Genomic DNA, 21,228 nt, shown 5'->3' on the forward strand with positions numbered 1-21,228 from the left:
CGATGCTACTTCCTAATACTGCTAGTATAACAAATATAGACACTTATTTTCTTTAACTAGGTTTACCTCAAAAGTAGGGTAAAATCGAACCGCTTCCCTTTTCCATTTATTACCCTATTTCAAGGATTTTATTTTATATTGATAAAATACCTATAGAGGTATATTATGTATTTATAGTAAGGATTTTTAAAGTTCTAACACTAATTATTTGTTATAAATCCTTATTTTTAGACCTAAATACCCTTATGTGTATAAAAGAAAAGGATGTGTCTGTAAATGCGAAAAAAAATTTTAGTAATCGGTGGTGTAGCTGGAGGGGCTTCTGTGGCAGCACGAATTCGTCGACTTGATGAGCACGCTGAAATTATTATGTTTGAAAAAGGACCAAATGTATCATTTTCCAACTGTTCTTTACCCTTTCACTTAAGCGGTATTGTTGAAAAAAGTGACAAATTGATTTTAATGTCACCGCAAGCCTTTCAAACAAAATACAATATTGAAGCACGTGTTCATCATGAAGTAACACGTATTTCCCGAGAGAAAAAAATGATTACTGTAAAGGATTTACACACAGGTAATGAATATGAGGAAAGCTACGATACGTTAGTGTTATCCCCTGGAGCCAGTCCAATCGTTCCTAATTTGGATGGCATTCATTCTTCTCATGTTTTTACTGTTCGCAATGTCTCGGATATAGATCGTTTAAATCGTTATATACAGAGCGATGATATAAAAGATATCGCTGTCATTGGTGGCGGATTTATCGGCGTTGAGGTTGCAGAAAATTTGCAACTTGCTGGCTTTAATGTCTCACTCGTAGAATTTAGTCAGCAATTTATGATGCCATTTGATTATGATATGGCTCAAATTTTACAAAAAGAAATGATGGATCGAGGAGTTAATGTCATTGTCAATGATGGTTTAGCTAAGGTTGCCGATGATTATGTAGAATTAAATTCCGGTAAACAAGTAAAGGCACAGGCTGTCGTTTTAGCAATTGGTGTCCGACCTGAAACCTCTTTAGCGAAAGAGGCTGGGCTGGAAATAGGTGAACTTGGCGGTATTAAGGTCAATGCTAATTATGTCACATCTGACCCTTCTATTTATGCTGTTGGCGACGCCATAGAAGTATTTCACCAATTAACCCATAGGCAAACACGGCTAGCACTAGCTGGCCCTGCACTTAGACAGGCACGGGCAGCCGCAAATCATATGTTCAATATGCCTCAGCAAAATAAAGGTGTTATCGGTTCCTCAAGTGTGCAGATTTTTGATCTTGTATGTGCCTCTACTGGCTTAAATGAAAAAACTGCACTAGCACACGGCTTTCAAGCTAAGAGTGTGTATCTAATTGCACCAGACAAAGTCGGTTTAATGCCGAATAGTCATCCACTTCATTTCAAGCTTGTTTTTGAACAACCTACCGGAAGAATTCTTGGGGCACAAGCGATTGGAAAAGGTAGTGCAGAGAAACGTATTGATATTATAGCAACTATGATTACAATGGGTGGCACCATAGAGGACTTAAAGGAGCTAGAACTTACTTATTCTCCAATGTTTAGCACTGCACGGGATATTGTCAATTTAGCAGCGCTCGTCGCTCAAAATCAATTATACGGCACCTATAAGCAGATAAAAGTTGATGAGGTTAGAGATCTTGTCGAAAAAAACGCCTATTTTTTAGATGTGCGTGAAAAAAATGAATATGAGGCGGGTCATCTCAACCATGCACATAATATTCCATTAAGCGAGCTACGTAACCGGATGAATGAGATCCCACAAGATATTCCTGTTTACGTTCATTGTCGTTCTGGACAACGAAGCTACAATGCAGTAATGGCCCTACAGAATAACGGATTCACGAATGTTTTTAATGTAGCAGGCTCCTTCTTAGGGATTTGCCTATATGAATACTTTACAGATATCACCACAAACAGAAAAAAGATTGTCACAGCCTATAACTTTAATTAAGCTTAAAGGGATGCCGCCAAATTGCAGCATCCCCTTTTTTAATTAGTGGAAAGCACTTGCTCCCAATTGATTGTGCCATTTTTTACTTGATCACGTTTTTCTTTATCCATGATATCGTTCGGACGTCCACCCTTAGGCCAGTCTTTATTATGATTTGCCCATTCAGGTCGGTCCTGCGATAAAATGAAGGCAGCTAAATCAGCAGCGTCTTGATCGGTAAGTGTTCCAACTGCACCAACTGGCATATTGTTTTTTATGTAGCCCGCCATTTTTGACATACGTGCAATACCAGCACCATCATTAAATGAATTTTCACCCCATAATGCAGGTCCTGTATTAGCTCCTGTACCGGCACCATCTGCTGCGTGACAGGCGATACAAGATTGTCCATATAATGATTCACCATTTGTAACATCTGGTATAGGAACATCTTTCATATTACTTGTGCCTGCCCATTCACGTTCAGCTCCAATTGGAACCCCTTCTGAAATATAGGCGAAATAAGATACCATTGCCTCTAATTCCTTGCTATTCATGTCAAACTTTTTACCATTCATACTACGAACCATACAACCATTAATACGCTCTTCTATTGTCACAATATCACCAGACCGCGCAATATATTGTGGATAGTTTGCCATAACGCCAACTAATGACGATGCTTGCTCATCATACCCTGCTCCTGCATGGCAGCTTGTACAGGACAATTGGTTCCCAACATATTCTTCCGCAGCAACATGTGTATTATTAACAAGCTCATAGCCGTACAAGATGGCTTCCTTCATAGGTCCCTCTGGTACTTCCTCAATACTTGGTGGTGCATAGACAACTGACTGCGCAGCTGCTGATGTTGGTATTTTTGATTGTGTTGCTGCTTCTTCAGTTTCTCCATTAGCATCACCTAAAATTTTGTCACTTATGACAGCTCCTATAAAGAGTGTGCCTGCTAACAGCACTGTTCCCGCTACTCCTGCTACGATAGGTTTCATCTATAATACCCCCCTTTGTATAATCACCTATATTTTAGCAAAATAATGTATTTATAGATGTGATTTTTCTCACACCTAATCAAAATAGAACCATTCAGATGATAAAAATGGATAAATTATGAAATCAAGATTGTTCTATAACACAATAAACACGACTTAATACCTCTTGTAGTATATAGATTTTTCTGAAATAAAAATGCCGAGTACTAATTGTACCCGACACCTTATACTTTTTATATTTTACATTCATCAGTAGCACAAGAAGCTACTCCATCACCTGCCATCTTTAAATCAGGTTGAATACCCGCTATCTCCGCTGCTTGATGCAACGTTCGGACGAAAACCTCGTTCGGCTCTGCTCCTTTAATACCGTAGCGATTTTCAAAAACAAAGAAGGGTACACTTTGTACACCAAGCTGTTGTGCATCATAGCGATCTTTATCTAAATCTTCACTGAAGTCGTTTGATGCCAGTACACCTTTTGCTATTTCAACGTCTAAGCCTAAATTTTCAATGACTTTTAACAAGAACCCGTCATCGTTCAAGTCTTTTCCTTCTGTAAAATAACCACTCATTAGTTCTTCCGTATAAACCGACTCTTTACCAAACTGTTTTGTCCATTTTGCCAATCGATGAGCTTTCTCAGTATGAGCTGTTTTCATATCTTCAAAATTGTAACGCAGGCCAACCTCTTCGGCCCGCATTGCTATACTTTTAGTTATTTCCTTTACTTCTTTTAATGTAGAGTTAAATTTTGCAGCCATCCCATCATATAAAGTTGGTGCGTCTTTCTTAGGCGTATGTGGTCCAATTTGATATGTTTTATATTCAATTTCTACTTGCCCTGAATAACCCGCCATGTCAATAGCACGTTCCAATTCCCGTTTGCCAATATAGCAGAACGGACATGCAAAATCCGAAAAAACCTCAATTTTCATATACTACTGCCTCCTACAATATATCCACCCAAATTTTAATAGCAGTTGCTAATATAAGCACCGCTAAAATAGCTTGTAAAATCTTTGTATTTAATGTTTTCCCCGCTTTTGCACCTAGTGGAGCAGCTACTAAGCTAGCTACAATCATAATGATCGCTGGATAGTAATTAACTTGTCCCGTCATCAATTTTCCAATCGTCCCGCCTATTGAGGATATAAAGGTAATAGCAAGGCTTGTAGCGATTGTCATACGCGTTGGTATTCCTAATACCACTAGCATAATAGGGACTAACAAGAAACCACCAGCTGCCCCAACAATCCCTGATCCAATACCAACTATAAAGGCTAACACGGCTGCTACTGTTTTATTGAACGTTACTTCATCTAAAGGCTTGTCGTCAATTCGCTTCTTAGGAATAAACATCATCACTGCAGCAATCAACGCCAATACACCATAAACGATATTAACTCCCACTTCAGATAAAAATTTGGAGCCATAGCTACCAACGAAACTACCTACTAATACAGCACCACCCATATATATAATCAGTGATTTATTTAAATATCCACCTTTTCGATATGCCCATACCCCTGACATAGAAGCAAACAACACTTCTACTGCACTAATCCCCGATACCTCATGTGCTGAAAATGCTGCAAAACCAAGTAAAGGTGGGATATATAATAACATTGGATATTTAATAATTGCTCCGCCAATTCCTAGCATCCCTGATACAAACGAACCTACAAAGCCAATTAAAAATATTGTAATGATCCATGCTAAATCCATACTTTTCCTTCTTTCTGGTTACTTCACTATGGACTAATATTAAACGAAACGAGGGTTGTTCTACCTTCAAATAGAAGAGACAACCCTCACCAGTCTTAAGCTTTCTGAATAAAGAATGTAATGACACCAGCATCCTCAGATTTGTCTAAAATTGCATGACCACCTGCTTTTACCCAAGCAGGGATATCCGCTAGAGCCCCCTTATCTGTTACTTGAACCTCTAAAATTTCCCCTGAAGCTAATGTATCTATCGCTTTTTTTGTTTTCACTATAGGCATTGGACAAGATAAACCCTTTGCGTCTAGTTGTAAGTTTGATTTCATATTTTTCTCCTTTGGAACGGCAAAGGTTGTAAGCGATTTTGCCGGTTCTGTTTGTTTTTTCACGACTTTACGAAGGATGAGCGCCTTCGCTTCGCGGTATTTACACGCTATAACCATGCATGCGTAATCATTGCATTTCAACATATTTCATAAACGGACTATCGAACCGCACAGCGATTCGGACCAATCTCCATCTCTGTTTGCTCATCCTGCGTTGGGGTAATCTTCCCCATATTTACTCGACGAATTTCTTGATATGCATTTGGCTGCGGAGGCAAATGCTCTGTTACAACACTTCGGAATTCTGCTTCATCTTTAATATTTAAGCCGTGATTTTCGGCAAATAATTGTCCAAGATGTTTTGCTACAGTCCCATCTTCATTTAGTTCATCAATAATCATAAAATGAGCCGGTAAAACTATTAAATCATCCGATAATTCTCTGTATCGTTTGTACAGTGTTTCGCGTAAATCACCAACCCAGTCTTCTGCAAGACCCGCTAAATCTGGGCGTCCAATTGAATCAATAAATAAAATATCTCCAGTTAATAAATACTTGCCGTCCACAACAAATGACGTTGAACCAATTGTATGACCAGGCGAATAAATTGCTCCTACATCAATTTTAGAGGCGCCAACTTGTACAGTTGTTCCGTCAAGCAAAGGTGTATAGTCAAACACAACCTCTTCGGCATCTTTTGGTGGTAAATAATACGTCGCACCAGTAGTAGCTGCTATGTGTCGACCACCGGAAATATGATCAGCATGTAAATGTGTATCGAACACATATTTAATCTTTACATTTTTCTCTTCTGCAAAGCTTGTGAATGCGTCTGTAAAACGCACAGCATCGATAATCGCTGCTTCACCCTCAGAGATGACCATATAAGAAAGGCAACCCTTCCCTAAACGTACAAATTGATAAAGCTCACCACCACCTGTTAAATCTCCAACTTTAACAGGTTCTAAATATTCACTCCACGTTTTCATTCCACCTTCTAAATAAGCCACAGCACGTCCTGCTTCCGATAACATCTCAGCAACCATCAGCGATGAACCTTCTTTCGCACAAACGACTAACACATCTTTATCAGCTGGTATCTTCGGTAAAATATCCTCTACGCCGTCTAACAGCTCAAAATACGGAATATTAAGGTATTCAAATTTATGGCCATCAATTTTCCAATCTTCGAATGCATCTGCATTTCGAACATCTAAAATAAATAATTCTTCATTATTAATTACTTTTTTCGCTACCTGCGCTGCACTCCATTTTAAAACTGACACTCGTATTACCCCCTAAGGTATTGTTTTAATGATTTTTTTAGCGGAAAGGGTACCCTCTCCGCCTCTATTGTTAGTTTAGCTTCAAATTAATCAGAATGTTAATGACGGTGCTGCATCTTTCGCAAACTCTAAGAACGTCACAGCTCCCCCGACCTCGATACCTTCAACAAAATCATCTGTCGTTAAACCCATTACATCCATAGTCATTTGACACGCGATAAATTTCACACCTAATTCTTGTGCCATTTCCACTAATTGAGGAATTGCCGGTACATTAGCTTTAGCAAAACCTTCTGCATAATGCTTCGCTCCCGCAGGCATAGGTAATGCATGCATCCCTTGTTTATGAATTAAATTTAACCCTTCGAATGTAAAGAAGATAGCTACTTCTTTCTCTGTCGCAGCCGCTGCTGTTGCGATATTGAACACCTTATATGCATCGAAAAGACCACCGTTACTTGCAATAATTGCCACTTTATTTGACATAATAAATTCCTCCTAAATACTTTTTGTTAAATCGCCCGTCCAGGAAGTCATACCTGGCAGAACGTTAAATACCTTTGTAAAGCCATGTGCCGTAAGCTTTTGGGCAGCTAAATCACTACGCTTTCCTGTTCGACATACGACATAAATCTCTTGCTCTTTCTCAAGTTCAGAAAGACGTGCATCTAGCTCACCCATCGGAATAGACTTCGCTCCCTCGATGTGTCCAAAAGCAAACTCTGCCTCCTCGCGAACATCGAGAATAAGTCCTCCTCTTTCCATGGCCTCTTCTAACCCAATTGTTCGTTCAAATGTTCGCTCATCCATTGTGTCGTCTGAGCATTTACGAATGTAGTGTTTAAGCACACTTTCTTCTTCCACTGTCCCAACGTATTGATGACCCACAGATTCAGCCCATGCAGCAATATCCGCCTTCGAGCCCTTATCTGTTGCTGATACTTCTAAAATTTGACCATCTACTAAATCAGCCATCGCCTTTTTCGTTTTAACAATCGGCATAGGACAAGAAAGCCCCTTGGCATCTAGTTGAAAATCCGCCTTAATACTCATAACTTCCTCCCTCATACCTATACGGGTATTATTTTTGCTAAAAAAATATAGCAAGTTCTACAGGTTCCATGCATCTCCTTACTTTACTTCACCATCCCAAGCAAGCATACCACCAACCATATTGGATACATCGAAGCCTCGGCTTTCTAAAAACTGAGTTGCACTGCCACTACGACCACCTGATCGACAGACCATAACATATGATTCATTTTTATTTAGCTCATGCATACGAAATTCAAGTAAGCCAAGTGGGATATGAATAATTCCTGGAATGTGTCCTGACTCCACTTCATCTACTTCACGTACATCAACTAAATTTATTGCCTGACCTTGCTCTAAAGCTTGTTGTACTTCCTTTGTTGAAATTTCTTTCATGCCGTTCTCCTCCTAATACGCACTCATGCCTCCACGTACATTTGTTACACGTTCAAATCCTTGCTTTTTTAATTGCTTACACGCCTGACTACTACGCATCCCACTTTGACAAATGACCACTATCTCTTTATCTTTCGGTAATTTATCAAAACTTGAACCAAGTGGCATATTTTTAAATTGAGGGATATTTCGACCCTTATATTCAGCTGGTGTACGCACATCGATAAAAACTTTATCCTTATCATGTAAAATATTTTTCAATTGCGCCGTTGAAATTGACTGCACTCCTTTCGGCGGTTTCATTCGCCAGACGAAAAACGCTATAACAACGGCAAGTAAAATCCACGTTCCCAAGTAACACCGCCTCCTTCCACATACTATTTAGGGTATATAAATTTATCTGCTTTTCACGACTAAATCCATCGCTTCTTGGATGACTATATTCACTTTTTCCGCATCCCCTTCAGCAGTAGTTACACATTCCAATAAATTTTCACTAACAATTACTCCAATAGTCCGATCAACCGCAGAACGCACGGCAGATAGCTGTGCAATCACATCTTTACAGTTTTTTTCTTCTTCCATCATGCGTAAAACACCACGCAATTGACCTTCTATTCGCTTCACTCGATTAGCTGTTTTTGTACCGTAAGCCATACTATCACGCCTCCTTTCATAACGATCGATTGAACTTGCTTACGTGATTCATAATATACCCCATTAGGTATAATGTCAACATGCAAGCTCGAATTTTTTTTAATCATTGTTACAACGTCATTTCCCTCTTGTATCAACGTTTTAATCTGTCACTTTCAGGTTGTTACCCTTATTTTCTTATCTTTCAGTTACAAAAAAGCGAGAAATCCGACGAATTTATCATCGAATTTCCCGCTTAAATAGACTTTGAGAAGACTTATTTCTTTTTAATAGTTATTGTCCAAGCAGCTTCGCCAACTTGTTCATATTCCGTTACCTCATGCCCTTCTTCAGCAGCCCAACGAGGAATGGATTCTGTACCTTGTGTGCAATCAAATTGCACTTCTAATTCATCTCCTGAATTTAAGTCTTTTATGGCTTCTTTTGCTTCTACTAAAGGAAATGGACAAATCATCCCCATCACTTCTAATGTTCTTTTCATATAAAAACACTCCTTTTTTACGCTGTTATTACGCGAGCGGCTTGCTTAGCTTTTTTACTTGGTCGAACGAATACAAAGTAAGATGCTGTCCATGTACCTAAAATCATAAACCCTAATGAAATCCAACCTTGCCAAGTCATCATCGCTGTCATCACCAATCCATTACCAATTGAGCAACCTCCTGCTAAACCTGCGCCAAATCCCATCAAAAGTCCACCACAAAAGCTGTTAATCGCTGTTTTTGTATCTGGAATACGGAATCTAAATTCCCCACTCAATTTTGCTGCGAATAATGATCCAAAGAAAATCCCTAGCACTAGGAAAACACCCCAGTTGATGAAGCTAATTTGTCCAGTCACTAAAAATTGCAAAATATTAGCAGAAGGTGTTGTAATGCCTAATCCACCTATGCGACCAGTAGCAACACTTAATGGCCACGCTAAAGTCGCAATCACACCAATAATTGTTGCAGTAATAAATGGATGCCAACGTTTTTCAAATAAAATATGTGCTAATCCCGTTTTCTTCGGCTTTAACCCCGGGATCTTCACTCGTGGTTTCTTTAGCTCACGGTAAATGATAAAAGCAACAACTACTACAAAAATCGTTATAATCAACCAGTTGTTTACGCCAATTGTCTCGGCAATAGAATTACTTTCAATGCTCGTTTCTTTAATAGCCTTATCCAATGGCAACAATACGCCCGATTTCACCATTGCTGCTACAAGCATATAACCAGCTAGCGCAATCCAACTGCCAATTAAACCTTCTCCTGCACGATACCAAGTCCCTGTTGCACAACCACCAGCGAAAATAATGCCAATTCCAAAAATAAATGAACCAACAATAACAGCTACGATTGGTAAAGAACCAGCATTGAATTCAAACACCTTCAAACTAATTAATGTATATACACCAACACTTTGAATTGCTATCGCAATAAGTAATGCGTAAAACATACGGTTATCTTTTGCCAAATACATATCGCGGAATCCGCCAGTTAAGCAAAAACGCCCCCGCTGCATAACAAATCCAAGCAAAGCTCCACAAATAAGTCCTGTAATAATCATTTGACCCATTTATCATTCCCCTTCCAATACCCTAGTATTCTTATAAGATATATTACCACTTATTTTACTATGAATTCAATTACTTTTTTCATAACTTTGAAAAATCTAACAATTTTTTCGTATCTATGCATGCAAAAACCCTTGCTACAAATGCAGATAATCACTCTTATTACAAGGGTCTGTATATTTATTTTGCTATTTTCCTGCATTCTATATCCTATAATTCCATAAATATCGCCAGCATGAATCTTCAAGGATGCCGGATGAAACGCATCAAATACAACTTTCTTACTAATATATCTCTTCGATAAATTTTGTAATTATAACACCCCTCATTTTGTATTTAATCTATAGAATTACAATGTTTTAAAGGTTAGAAATACTGTGATTCAGTTTTGTGATAACATGTTCATGAAATTCCGGTAATTCCTTTAACGGCTCTTTAAATGTAATTAGCACCTTTTCAATACCAATGAAACTTAATTCTTGTAATTTAGTAGCTACTTCATCATAACTACCGATTAACCCTGTACGAAAACCTTCATTATTAGCTACAAAATCACTTAACTGAGTAGCATTTTTCCACATTCCTAACGTTTCTTTGCGATTCTGGAACTGCAGGATTGCTTCCTCATCGGCATTGTCAATAATAGATTGAAATTCTTGGAACGCTTCTTCAGAAGTTTTACGGGCAATCACAAATGCATTAACAGCAAATTTTATCGTCCGACCCTTTCTTTTTGCAATCTCAGTTACATTTTCAATCTGTTTTTGCAACTCTACAATCGGAGCTCCGTTCATAAAATAAACATCACTGTGCGCACCCGCCATAACTTGAGCGTCCTCTGAATTACCGCCTTGATAAATTGGAGGATATGGCTTTTGAATTGGTTTTGGTGTAAGCGTCGCATTTTTTATTGTATAGAAATCTCCCTCGTAGCTAAAGTTATCTTGTGACCAAAGACCTTTCAATACCTCTAAATACTCTGTTGAACGTCGATAGCGATCTTCGTGGTTGATCCACTCAATACCAAAGGTTTCTTGTTCTTTTTTAAACCAGCCACTCACTAAATTAATATGAAATCTCCCATTTGAAATGACGTCTATCGTTGAACCTATTTTGGATAAAGTTGCCGGATGGATGAACCCAGGCAAAACAGCTGCTATAAAGTGAATATTTTTCGTTTCAGCAAGTAACGCTGCCGCAATCGTTAGGGCATCCAGCTGTCCTTCTTCAGCACTACCATTACCACCAATATTCCCTATATATCGAATCGGAAATAAAACAGCATTTATATCTAACTTTTCAGCTAATCTTATCAATGTTTTATTGTACTCAAAGCTTCCTTCTGTATTTTGCTCTATCCTAGAACGTAAAAATCCACCTGCTAAATTTGCGCCCCAAATAACAAATTCCATTCAATGATCACTCCATTTATTCAAATAATGGCAATACCTTTTCACCGAAAATTTCCGCTTCCTCTTTATGAGGGAAGCCCGATAAAATAAAGTGCGTTACACCGATATCAATATACGCTTGCAATCCTGCTTTCACTTGCTCTGGTGTACCAACAATGGCAGTTCCTGCACCTTTTCGAATTTTCCCGATACCTGCCCAACTGTATTGATCAAATCGCTCGTTTTCAGCAGTAAGGACGTTCATTCTTTTTTGAGCCACAGAATCTACCGTTTCATAATATCGATTAAGATTCGATTGTACAGGGTTTTCAATTTTACTAATAATGTTATAAGCAGCATCCCAAGCCTCTTGTTCTGTATCCCGTACAACTATATGAATTCGAATACCGTACTCTAATTGACGATTATACTTTTTAGCTCGATTTTCAACGTCTTGAATTTGCTCCTGAATGCCCGCAATTGGCTCCCCCCATTGCAAATAAACATCTGCAGCTTTAGCAGCTATTTCCTTAGCCACATCGGAAGAACCCCCAAAATAAATAGGAATACCTTTTTCTTGATAGAGAGTAGGAATCAACTTTCCTTCAGTTACATTAAAAAACTCGCCATCATGATGAAACGATTCTCCTCGCCATGTTTCTTTCACTACAGTTAAAAATTCATCTGTACGTTCATAGCGTTGTTGATGTGATAAATAATCACCGTCTTGGGCTAGCTCTTTTTCTGAACCTCCAGTTACAACATTGACCAACACTCTTCCCTTCGAAAATTGATCTAAAGTTGCTGCCATTTTAGATGCAACTGTCGGTGAAACAAAGCCGGGTCTAAATGCAATTAAAGGTTTTATATACTTTGTCTTATGAATGATAGCAGACCCTACAAGCCAGGAATCTAAATAAGGAATACCTGTAGGAATCAAAATCCCTTCAAATCCTGCTTTTTCTGCCGTTTGAGCTACATCTACTAAATACTCAAAGGTCGGCTCTCTTTCAGGTTGCTTTAACCCTAAATACTTTCCATCTCCATTTGTAGGAGCAAACCAATAAAAATGTGGTTTCATAGTACTCTCTCCTTACCTAATTAAATTCTTCAACTAACTTTAACAGCCGATCCTTTTCACTATAGTTTTGATATTGCGCTGCAAAAGTACGAACAGGATCACCTGAATAAAAACGTTCATATAATTCGTGACGCGCTCCAAGCTGACTACCTATTAAATCCCAAGCTAGTTTAATAAACTTGGTTCTTGCAAATGCACTTGTATGTGTACCTCCATAATACGCCTGTAACTTGTCACCTATTGGCCCATCGAATTCTTGAATAGTAGATGGCACTTGCAGTAATCCACTTGCTCCAATTTGCTGTAATATTTCCAAAGCACGTGGATAATAACGTGTACCTAAATTTCGAGCAGTCGTTAAAAATCGTTGTTTAGGTAGATAAATTCCATTGTGTTCGACACCTTCATATTCAGCCGCATTTAATAAACCCTTTATAGTTTCTAACTGTATGATTAACTCACTTAATTTCTCTTTAACATGTAAAAACTCCGTCGCTCCAGCTGTTTCGGCTAACTCGTTGCCAATTGCTATTACAGATTCTAATTTACTAATCAGGCGTACAACCGTTTGATGCTGACTTAACAAGGATGATGCCGCTTCAATTCGTAGCTTCCAAGCTAATTCAGGATCTTCTGCTACCAGCACCCTTTCCCAAGGGATTAGAACATTATCAAAAATTAAGACAGCATCCATTTCATCAAAACGAGAGCTTAAAGGGTGGTTGCTTGTATCAGTAGAAGCAAACGATTCTCGACACACCATATGTAGCCCTTGAGCTGAGTTTGGAACATAAAATATATTTGCCATTGGTGCTTCGTCTAACCCTCGCTTATGATAAGAGGTTATGAGCAGTTCATCTACATATGGCGCTGCTGTAGCAATTGTTTTGGCACCGCTCACAAAAATTCCTTCTTCATTTTTAGTAACTACACGCAACTTCCCATGCTCTATCTCTTCTGCAGATTTTGAACGGTTTTTTTGCGGGTCATGTGCTGCTACCGTTGATAATAAATCTAAATCACGTGCCGCTTCGTATAGTTTTTCAAGCTTTGTTGCAATGCCCGGTGACAAAACATCTAATTGTTGTCTACTTGCATACCAACCTACTAACTGCGAACGAGAATATTCGGATAAACGGCTCATCACCCCAAATGTTTCATCTACCCAGCATTTATAAGCTAAACTCTTCCTTTTCAAATCATTGATTGATGTTGGAACTAAAAAAGATAAATGGGCATTTGCACCTTTTTCCGTTTCATACGTTAAAATCGATTTTGTTGGCTCCACTGTTTGTAAATTTAATAAATGCTGTATTGTTTGAACAGTCCCCTTAAATGCCTTATGGTTCTCTAAATCATTAACAATCTCCCCATCTAACCAAACTGTTCGCCCATTATTCAACCTCTGCAAATACGGAATTGGCGTATTCATCTTCGTTTACCTCCCTTTCAATCAAATTATTCAAAAAATGATTTAACTTATTTTTCAAATAGGACTTATCATAAGTTTCATACTGCAATGCATAAACCCGAATTGGATCTCCTGTGTAGAACCGTTCGTATAAATCGTGACGTGAGCCAAGTGGACTGCCAATAAGTTCCCACCCGATTCTAAATAAATTTTCTTTTGTTCGTGCATCTACCTTAGCCCCTTTATAGTATTTAGAAAATAATGGGTATAATTCGTGGTTTTCTAAAATCGGAGTTGACGATAATTGAATAAAGCCTCCTGCACCAATCTGCTTTAAAATATCTAGAGCACGGCCATAGAAATGGGTACCTAAATTTCTTGCTGTTTGTAGTGGAGTAATATTAGGTAAATAAACATTCTGCTCATTTAGATGCCCTTCTTTTTCTGATGAAATTAATAAAGCTTCAATACTATCAATTTGTGTATAAAGCTCTCCTATTTTCTCCTGAACATGTAGAAAGTAATCTGCACCAATTGATTGAGCTATTGCCGTTGTAACTCCAGCAATAAATTCTAATTTTGATAGCAAACGAACCACCGTTTGATGCTGTGCTAGCGCATCGAGTTGCTGATGCCGATGAGCTTTCAATACGCCCTCAGGTGAACCCTTAATAAGCACCCTATCCCACGGAATTAGAACATCGTCAAATAATAAAACAGCGTCCATTTCATCGAATCTTGAACTTAATTTATGATGCTCATTATTTGAAGCAAATGATTCTCGACAAACGATTTGTAGTCCAGGTAAGTTTAATGGCACAATAAACATATTTGCTTGTGCTATTTGATTTGGTGATAATTTTTGCGGAGAGGTGACAATGACATCATGTGCATAAGGAGCACCAGTTGCAATCATTTTAGCCCCTCGTACAACTACCCCCTCCTCGGTCTCCCGTATAATACGCAATAATGCATCTTCATCTTGCTCTTCTGCTGGTTTCGAACGATCAATTTGTGGATCCAAAATTGCAGTAGTAACAATTCGCCGTTCGTCTCTAGCTAACTCATAATATTTCGTTATTTTTTCAACGAACCCAGCATCATATTGCGCAAACTGATGACGATCCAAATAGTATCCGGTGATTAGAGAATTAGCATAATCTGATAAACGGCTCATCACTCCATAGGTTTTATTCGACCATAGAGCAAATGCTTTCTTACGCTTTATTAAATCCTCATAGCTATGTGGAATATAAAATGCACTATGAACAAATCGATTACTTTTCGGACTTTTAAAACCAGCAATACTTTGATTGCTCTCATCATCTAGAAGTGCTAATAAATACGTGATAGTTTCTAATGTTCCCGTAAAGGCTGGATGAGTTGTTACGTCCACTTTTACTCCGTCCAGCCACACACTTCTTCCATCTTTCAAACTTCCACTAAAAGACATTTATTATCTCCATCTCCTTTTTCATGAACACAAAAAGCTCCCACCAAATCTCCTTCGCAAATCTTCGCTTAAGACATTAATGAGAGCTCCACTTTTATGGTCACTATGAATATTTTTTATGGCCAATAAAAAAACAAAATCGGAGCTTTTAGTCCTAAAACCAAAGCTCCGATTTTTTCAGTCGCCACATTATATAAATTAATTTACATATTAAACCAAATAAAACCGATAAGTCAAGTATATTTTAAAAATCATTTATCAATTATGCATCTGCATAATTACGTCCGAAGACTTTAGGCCAACAAATGTTTTTTGCGCAAAACGTAGCGTCAGCAATGTGTTTTGTCTATGTAAAAGGCATTTACCGAAAGAAGTTAAAATCTTATTGATTTATAAAAAAGCGTTTGCTATAATCCTACTAATCCAATTGATATTAAAATAATTACTGACCGGAATCACCGGAGGCGTGTAAACAATTGTCGTTTACGCGTTTTTTTATTGCTTATATCTAGTAGTCAGTGTCAACATTACTTTTCTAGGAGGACAAAATAATGAAACAACTTCTTTTCCTTTTAAGTACCATGCTATTGATATTAGTATTAGCAGCTTGTAATTCAAACGGGACTGCACAAGAAACATCAAATAAAACAATTAAAATAGGTTTTACACCTGGTCCATACAGCGACCAATTTCAATATGGCATTGCACCGATACTAAAAGAAAAAGGATATACAATCGAAACAATTAATTTCAGTAATATTATCCAGCCTAATATCGCTTTAGGAGATGGCTCGATTGATGCTAATATTTTTCAGCACACGGCCTATTTGGAAAACTTTAAAAAAGAGAAGCATTTAGATTTGACAGAAATACTTAAAGTTCCTACTGCACCAATGGGAATCTATTCAGATCGTTTTGATTCTATCGACAGTTTAGAAAAAAATAAAGAATATACAGTAGCAATCCCTAATGATCCTGCTAATATTGCACGTGCCCTACGAATCTTAGACGATCTTGGATGGATTGAATTAAAAGAAGGTTATTCACCCATTGCAGTGAGTAAACAAGATATCACTAAATACGTATACACCATTGAATTTGTTGAAATGGAGCAAGCACAATTGCCACGTTCACTGTCTGACGTAGATTTTGCACTTGTAAACGGTAACTTTATTTTGTCATCTGGAAGAAAACTATTATCGAACTTAGCATTAGAGGACCCACCCTTCGAATATCAAAACCTATTAGCAGTTCGTACTAAGGATAAAGATAAAAAGTTTGTAAAGGATTTAATTGAGGCATATCATTCTGCAGATTTCCAGAAATTTATTGAATCCAATAAAAACTACGAAGGATTCCACAGACCAGATTATTTTAAAGACTAATTCTTTATGAAATTAAAAAGATGACGTGCTTTTAAATAAGAGCACGTCACCACAATTTTAAATTTTATTTTACTAATTGCATTGCTGGACCAAAGAATTCATAATGAATTTTTTCGTCTTTCACGCCAATCTCATGTAAATTTTTAATAACTGCTTCCATAAAGCCAACAGGTCCACATACGTAAACATCAGCATTATTGGCTACTTTTTCAGCTAATAATTCTTTTGTGATTTTCTTATCTTCATCTGAATATAAAGCTGTATATGTTGCATTTGGAAGCACATTTACTTTCTCTTTAATGTCATCGCTAAATGCTACAACTTTTTCATTGCGTGCACATTGGATAAAACTCACTTCATTTGCCGCATCATCTTTTAGTGATTGCAGCATACTGTTTAATGGAGTTACACCGATACCACCACTTACAAATGTAATTGGTGCAGAAGTTTCTTCTAAGACAAACAGCCCTGCTGGAGCACTTACATCTACTAATTCCCCGACTTCTAATACGTCGTGAATAAAGTTAGATACTTTACCATTTGGCGTATGATCGCTTTCGCGTTTTACCGAAATGCGGTAGCCGTCTTTAGTACTTGCTTGTGAAAGTGTATATTGACGGTTCATTAAATATTCTTCACCTGGTACTTTCACACGAATACTGATATATTGACCAGGCTCATAAGCTGGTAGAGGGGAACCATCTTCATTTTCAAAGTAAATAGATGTTACAAGATCACTTTCTACTACTTTTTTCGCCACTTTCAACGGTTTAAATAAGCGCCATCCGCCATTACCCTCAGCTTTTTGATATAGCTCTTCTTCTACTTGAATGAAGATATCCGCAATGACACCATATGCTTCCGCCCAAGCATTAATAATATCATCTGTTGCTGCATCACCAAGTACTTCTTTAATAGCCTTTAATAGATTTTCTCCAACAATTGGATAATGCTCAGGTAAGATACCTAAACTACGATGCTTATGTGCAATTAACATCACTGCTGGCAAAATTGCCCCTAAATTCTCAATATGAACAGCAGCAGCATAGACAGTGTTGGCTAAAGCTGTTTGCTGACGACCTTTTTCTTGGTTTGTGTGATTAAAAATATTTAATAATTCCGGATGAGCTTGAAACATATTTTTGTAAAACGTCTTTGTAATCTCAACACCATGAACTTCTAATACAGGAACCGTTGCTTTAATAATTTGAACTGTTTCTTGTTTTAACATATCGCATACCATCCTTTCGTGATTACAATATAACGCTTTCATTTTCTAAAAGCAATATCTAAAATACATCTTTAACAAAATAGACATAATTAATGTATTTTAAATACATCTTAAAAAAAGTATTGAATTTAATATACTTCAAAGTAAAAATGCTATAATTATTGTGAACTACAGAAAGTAGGGTGTTCTTATGCGTCTAACTTTATACACAGATTACTCTCTTCGAACACTTATTTACCTGGGTGCGAAGGAAGACGGTGAATTATCAACCATTCAGGAAATTTCGGATGCTTATAATATATCAAAAAACCATTTAATGAAAGTTACCCATCAGCTCGGGTTACTTGGCTACATTGAAACCATTCGTGGACGAGGTGGAGGTATACGGCTAGCAATTGATCCTAAAACCATCACAATTGGTGCAATAGTGCGACAAACAGAAGAGGATTTTCATCTAGTGGAATGCTTTGATAAGGAAAATAATCTATGTAAAATTGCACCAGAATGTCAGCTAAAGGGTGTCTTAAATGAAGCATTACAAGCTTATTTAGCCGTTTTAGATCGCTATACTCTTGATGATTTTTTACATTCGAAAGAAAAGTTGATGGCACTGTTGCTTGGTAAATAAAATACCCGCTCAACATAAGTTGGACGGGTATTTCTTTATATCTATAATTTTTTGGAAAAGAAAATCATATCTAATGCACGTATGCCATTTTCATAGATAGGCTCTGGATAAGAACTAAAAAAGTCCTTTTCAATTGCTTCCATACGAAAGCCTGCCTTCTGATAAAAAGCAATATTATCAATACTTGAATTGGCAGTACCGACTAAAATTGTTTGATATCCTTGAGAGTGACAAATGCTTGTTATTTGTCGTAATGCCTCCTTGCCAAGGCCCTTTCCCTGATAATTTGGTACAATCGCAATATTTTTCAACTCCACTGCCTTATCAGGTTGCGCAAGAAGTAATGCTACACCAGCTAATTGTTCACCACATTTAATTTCATATAAGTCGCCGTCATTTAAGTATTTCCTTACAGCTTCTTCACTTTCATCTGCTAATAATAATTGCGGTAAATAGCTCTCACGTGAGCCTTCCACTTTTACTAAAGCTGTTCGATAACGGACAAAATCTGTACGCTCAAAAACATTTAAAACACACGGTTGCTTCTCCTTTACCTCTAACCATCTGTGCTCCTCTGGAAAATCCTTTTCAACGCCTATTCGAATAAATGGCAATTTCTCCTGTGCTTTTTGAGAGCGAATATTGACCTGTCTCGCACCTGCGAAAACCCGTTCAAGTCCTAATTCAAAAAATGCAATATCTAAAATCGCTATTTTCGCTTCTATATTATAGCCTTTTCCCCAAAACTCATAGCCAAGCCAAGAACCAATGTGACAGCTTTTTTTCGTGTGGTCGATAAACATTAATGCTGTCACACCAATGAGCTGACCTTCTTCATTTAGGACAACCCGAGGAACAGTCTTTCCAGCCTCTTCATCCACACATTCCCGTTTAATAAAATTTATTGTGTCCTCTACTTTACCAGCAGGCAACCCTAGTGCATCTCGCACCTGTGGCATCGAAGACAATGCATGCATTGCTTCAGCATATTTAATATCATGTTTCACTAAAGTTACTGCCATTCTCTTTCTCCTTTTAGTTCATTCATCTTTACATTTATACCAGACTTGCATCGGATTTTTTTCATTATCCATTACTGGCATATGAATCATTCTAAACGAACGTTCATTTTCTAATTTTAATAAATCTGCATATACCTCGCTAGATCGACTTAAACCAACCGAAATAGCCTCTTCTAAAGAATTCGCAAAATATGCCTTATCTACTCCTGCCATTGCCATTGCACCAAAACACATTGGGCAAGGTGCCCCACTAGCATACATAACGGTCCCTGTTAAATCAATAGATTGTAGCTTTTCCTGTGCACGTCGAACAGCTAATAGCTCTGCGTGGCCAGTACTATCTGGGTGAAGATGTAGCTCATTGACACCTTCCCCTATTATTTCTTCATTCTTTACTAATACTGCTCCAAACGGTTGTCCACCTTGTTCAATGTTCCTTAGAGCGAGTTCTATAGCTCGTTGCATCCACTTATTCATTTATACTCTCCTTTACATTAATTATACGTAAGCTGCCAAGATACTCCGAAACGGTCCTCAATCCATGCAAATTGCTTAGAAAAGCCATAGTTATCAAGTGGCATTAACGCCTTGCCGTCCTCTAGCATTTGAGCCACGAGATGGTTAATTTCTTCCACAGACTCACACTCCAGAAAGATTGAGATGGATGGTGTAAAAGTAAAATTATGCTGTATAACACTATCATTGACCATAATTTTCAGATTTTTTAAATCGAGTATAGCCATCGCTACCTGCTGCGAGTTTTCCATATATGTTAAGCTCTTGATTTCTAAATCTGGAAACCATTGTTGATATTGATGAATAGCTTCATTCGCTTGTCCTTGAAACATTAAAAAGGTAGTGGCACTTTTCATTTCGCTAACTCTCCCTCATATTTAGTTATCCATTGCATCGGTGTCATGTTCGATACAAGTTCTCCAATTAAATCATACGGAATATTTTTTGTATTTGTAAAACGAATACAGCTCTTCCCCATATTGAGCTTTGTTGGTACACGCCTTGCATACTCCTCCTGAAACCAAGACAATAACACCTTATCTGTATAAAGGCCCATATGATAAACAGCTAAATGTCGTTTTTGTGCGGCAAGGCTAATAAAAGGAAGTGGTGTATTCGGTGTAACATGATAACCCTTAGGATACGTTGATAATGGGACAACATAACTAATCATGTCATATTTCATTATACGTTCAAAGCCTTCAGGCAAATTTACTTCCACTACATCTACTAGCCTTGCAAAGCTTTCACGCCATTTTTCATCGACTTGCTCAATATAAGTGTGTGTCATTCTCAGCCTTCTTTCCAATAGTTATTTTGTACACAACCGTCACTCTCAACCAATGCTAATTTAAGAAATCTCATAAAGAATCATTTAGAATCACACTTCTTTATTACCCTTTTTGGATAATTTAAAAATAAGTGAAATATATTTTGTAAATACGATACCATTTTATTACTAGAAATGACAAAAGAAATAGTACAAATTATATGGTGTACCCCTAAACTTAAAAGCCCTTCTTATGCTTTAAAAAGTTCATCAGCACCTTCCATCTCTTTTTTTATCTCTTACAATTTTTATTGGTTTTGATAGTATAAATGATTTTATAAAATTTGCGTACAAAAAAACGCTCGGATAATTCCACGAGCGTTTGAGTCCATAAGATTTTG

The 21,228-nt window shown here is 37.6% G+C and carries 24 protein-coding genes; 3 read left to right on the forward strand and 21 right to left on the reverse strand.

Features of this window, described 5'->3' with window-relative positions; all coding sequences use genetic code 11:
• The first annotated feature begins 276 nt into the window (after window positions 1-276).
• Window positions 277-1,971 (forward strand): FAD-dependent oxidoreductase, encoded by a 1,695-nt coding sequence (locus QNH24_RS24045; protein WP_283869879.1) that lies wholly within the window; start codon window positions 277-279, stop codon window positions 1,969-1,971.
• A 38-nt stretch (window positions 1,972-2,009) separates the two neighbouring features.
• Here QNH24_RS24045 and QNH24_RS24050 read toward each other — a convergent pair whose 3' ends face one another.
• From QNH24_RS24050 to QNH24_RS24125, 16 genes are all read right to left on the reverse strand, one after another.
• The gene (locus QNH24_RS24050; protein WP_283869880.1) at window positions 2,010-2,960 is read right to left on the reverse strand and encodes a c-type cytochrome; all 951 of its coding nucleotides are present in this window, start codon (window positions 2,958-2,960) and stop codon (window positions 2,010-2,012) included.
• Between the two features lie 233 nt (window positions 2,961-3,193).
• Window positions 3,194-3,898: a DsbA family oxidoreductase gene (locus QNH24_RS24055; RefSeq protein ID WP_283869881.1), complete on the reverse strand. Its 705-nt coding sequence runs from the start codon at window positions 3,896-3,898 to the stop codon at window positions 3,194-3,196.
• Window positions 3,899-3,911: 13 nt separating this feature from the next.
• On the reverse strand, window positions 3,912-4,688 hold the full coding sequence (locus QNH24_RS24060; RefSeq protein WP_283869882.1) for a sulfite exporter TauE/SafE family protein: 777 nt from the start codon (window positions 4,686-4,688) through the stop codon (window positions 3,912-3,914).
• 95 nt (window positions 4,689-4,783) lie between these two features.
• Entirely contained in the window at window positions 4,784-5,011 is a 228-nt protein-coding gene (locus tag QNH24_RS24065; protein WP_049663237.1) for a sulfurtransferase TusA family protein, read from the reverse strand.
• A 158-nt stretch (window positions 5,012-5,169) separates the two neighbouring features.
• Window positions 5,170-6,297 carry an MBL fold metallo-hydrolase gene (locus QNH24_RS24070; protein ID WP_283869883.1) on the reverse strand — a complete coding sequence of 376 codons (1,128 nt, stop codon included), beginning with the start codon at window positions 6,295-6,297 and terminating at the stop codon, window positions 5,170-5,172.
• A gap of 90 nt (window positions 6,298-6,387) precedes the next feature.
• On the reverse strand, window positions 6,388-6,783 hold the full coding sequence (locus tag QNH24_RS24075; RefSeq protein ID WP_283869884.1) for a DsrE/DsrF/DrsH-like family protein: 396 nt from the start codon (window positions 6,781-6,783) through the stop codon (window positions 6,388-6,390).
• Between the two features lie 12 nt (window positions 6,784-6,795).
• On the reverse strand, window positions 6,796-7,350 hold the full coding sequence (locus QNH24_RS24080; protein WP_283869885.1) for a sulfurtransferase TusA family protein: 555 nt from the start codon (window positions 7,348-7,350) through the stop codon (window positions 6,796-6,798).
• Between the two features lie 78 nt (window positions 7,351-7,428).
• Window positions 7,429-7,725 carry a rhodanese-like domain-containing protein gene (locus QNH24_RS24085; protein ID WP_283869886.1) on the reverse strand — a complete coding sequence of 99 codons (297 nt, stop codon included), beginning with the start codon at window positions 7,723-7,725 and terminating at the stop codon, window positions 7,429-7,431.
• A gap of 12 nt (window positions 7,726-7,737) precedes the next feature.
• A complete protein-coding gene (locus QNH24_RS24090; RefSeq protein ID WP_430675555.1) occupies window positions 7,738-8,028 on the reverse strand; it encodes a rhodanese-like domain-containing protein in 291 nt (96 codons plus the stop codon).
• A gap of 93 nt (window positions 8,029-8,121) precedes the next feature.
• Window positions 8,122-8,382, reverse strand: coding sequence for a metal-sensitive transcriptional regulator (locus QNH24_RS24095; RefSeq protein ID WP_283869888.1), 261 nt, complete (start codon window positions 8,380-8,382; stop codon window positions 8,122-8,124).
• Between the two features lie 256 nt (window positions 8,383-8,638).
• Window positions 8,639-8,863, reverse strand: a complete 225-nt coding sequence (locus QNH24_RS24100; RefSeq protein WP_283869889.1) for a sulfurtransferase TusA family protein — start codon at window positions 8,861-8,863, stop codon at window positions 8,639-8,641.
• Between the two features lie 17 nt (window positions 8,864-8,880).
• On the reverse strand, window positions 8,881-9,942 hold the full coding sequence (locus QNH24_RS24105; RefSeq protein WP_283869890.1) for a YeeE/YedE family protein: 1,062 nt from the start codon (window positions 9,940-9,942) through the stop codon (window positions 8,881-8,883).
• A 357-nt stretch (window positions 9,943-10,299) separates the two neighbouring features.
• On the reverse strand, window positions 10,300-11,352 hold the full coding sequence (locus QNH24_RS24110; RefSeq protein ID WP_283869891.1) for an LLM class flavin-dependent oxidoreductase: 1,053 nt from the start codon (window positions 11,350-11,352) through the stop codon (window positions 10,300-10,302).
• 16 nt (window positions 11,353-11,368) lie between these two features.
• On the reverse strand, window positions 11,369-12,412 hold the full coding sequence (locus QNH24_RS24115) for an LLM class flavin-dependent oxidoreductase (protein WP_283869892.1): 1,044 nt from the start codon (window positions 12,410-12,412) through the stop codon (window positions 11,369-11,371).
• Window positions 12,413-12,428: 16 nt separating this feature from the next.
• Window positions 12,429-13,844 carry a 4-hydroxyphenylacetate 3-hydroxylase N-terminal domain-containing protein gene (locus QNH24_RS24120; protein ID WP_283869893.1) on the reverse strand — a complete coding sequence of 472 codons (1,416 nt, stop codon included), beginning with the start codon at window positions 13,842-13,844 and terminating at the stop codon, window positions 12,429-12,431.
• Complete coding sequence (locus tag QNH24_RS24125; protein WP_283869894.1) at window positions 13,807-15,276, reverse strand: 4-hydroxyphenylacetate 3-hydroxylase family protein; 1,470 nt, start codon at window positions 15,274-15,276, stop codon at window positions 13,807-13,809. The genes QNH24_RS24120 and QNH24_RS24125 overlap by 38 nt, the downstream gene beginning before the upstream one ends.
• A 551-nt stretch (window positions 15,277-15,827) precedes the next feature.
• On the opposite strand from QNH24_RS24125, the gene QNH24_RS24130 reads away from it, so the two are divergent.
• On the forward strand, window positions 15,828-16,661 hold the full coding sequence (locus tag QNH24_RS24130) for a MetQ/NlpA family ABC transporter substrate-binding protein (protein ID WP_283869895.1): 834 nt from the start codon (window positions 15,828-15,830) through the stop codon (window positions 16,659-16,661).
• A 64-nt stretch (window positions 16,662-16,725) separates the two neighbouring features.
• On the opposite strand, the gene hmpA is transcribed toward QNH24_RS24130, so the two are convergent.
• Complete coding sequence (gene hmpA, locus QNH24_RS24135; RefSeq protein WP_283869896.1) at window positions 16,726-17,892, reverse strand: NO-inducible flavohemoprotein; 1,167 nt, start codon at window positions 17,890-17,892, stop codon at window positions 16,726-16,728.
• A 190-nt stretch (window positions 17,893-18,082) separates the two neighbouring features.
• Between hmpA and QNH24_RS24140 the strand changes: the two genes are divergently transcribed.
• Entirely contained in the window at window positions 18,083-18,520 is a 438-nt protein-coding gene (locus QNH24_RS24140) for an Rrf2 family transcriptional regulator (protein WP_054771049.1), read from the forward strand.
• A 41-nt stretch (window positions 18,521-18,561) separates the two neighbouring features.
• On the opposite strand, the gene QNH24_RS24145 is transcribed toward QNH24_RS24140, so the two are convergent.
• The 4 genes from QNH24_RS24145 to QNH24_RS24160 are packed head-to-tail and all read right to left on the reverse strand — an operon-like array spanning window position 18,562 to window position 20,848.
• Window positions 18,562-19,542, reverse strand: a complete 981-nt coding sequence (locus QNH24_RS24145) for a GNAT family N-acetyltransferase (protein ID WP_283869897.1) — start codon at window positions 19,540-19,542, stop codon at window positions 18,562-18,564.
• A gap of 18 nt (window positions 19,543-19,560) precedes the next feature.
• Window positions 19,561-20,019: a nucleoside deaminase gene (locus tag QNH24_RS24150; RefSeq protein WP_054771050.1), complete on the reverse strand. Its 459-nt coding sequence runs from the start codon at window positions 20,017-20,019 to the stop codon at window positions 19,561-19,563.
• Between the two features lie 17 nt (window positions 20,020-20,036).
• Window positions 20,037-20,414, reverse strand: a complete 378-nt coding sequence (locus tag QNH24_RS24155) for a VOC family protein (RefSeq protein WP_283869898.1) — start codon at window positions 20,412-20,414, stop codon at window positions 20,037-20,039.
• The gene (locus QNH24_RS24160) at window positions 20,411-20,848 is read right to left on the reverse strand and encodes a DUF1801 domain-containing protein (protein ID WP_283869899.1); all 438 of its coding nucleotides are present in this window, start codon (window positions 20,846-20,848) and stop codon (window positions 20,411-20,413) included. Before QNH24_RS24160 ends, QNH24_RS24155 begins: the two co-directional genes overlap by 4 nt.
• Between the last annotated feature and the right edge of the window lie 380 nt (window positions 20,849-21,228).

This window comes from Lysinibacillus pakistanensis (genome assembly GCF_030123245.1).
Taxonomy (GTDB): Bacteria; Bacillota; Bacilli; order Bacillales_A; family Planococcaceae; genus Lysinibacillus; species Lysinibacillus pakistanensis.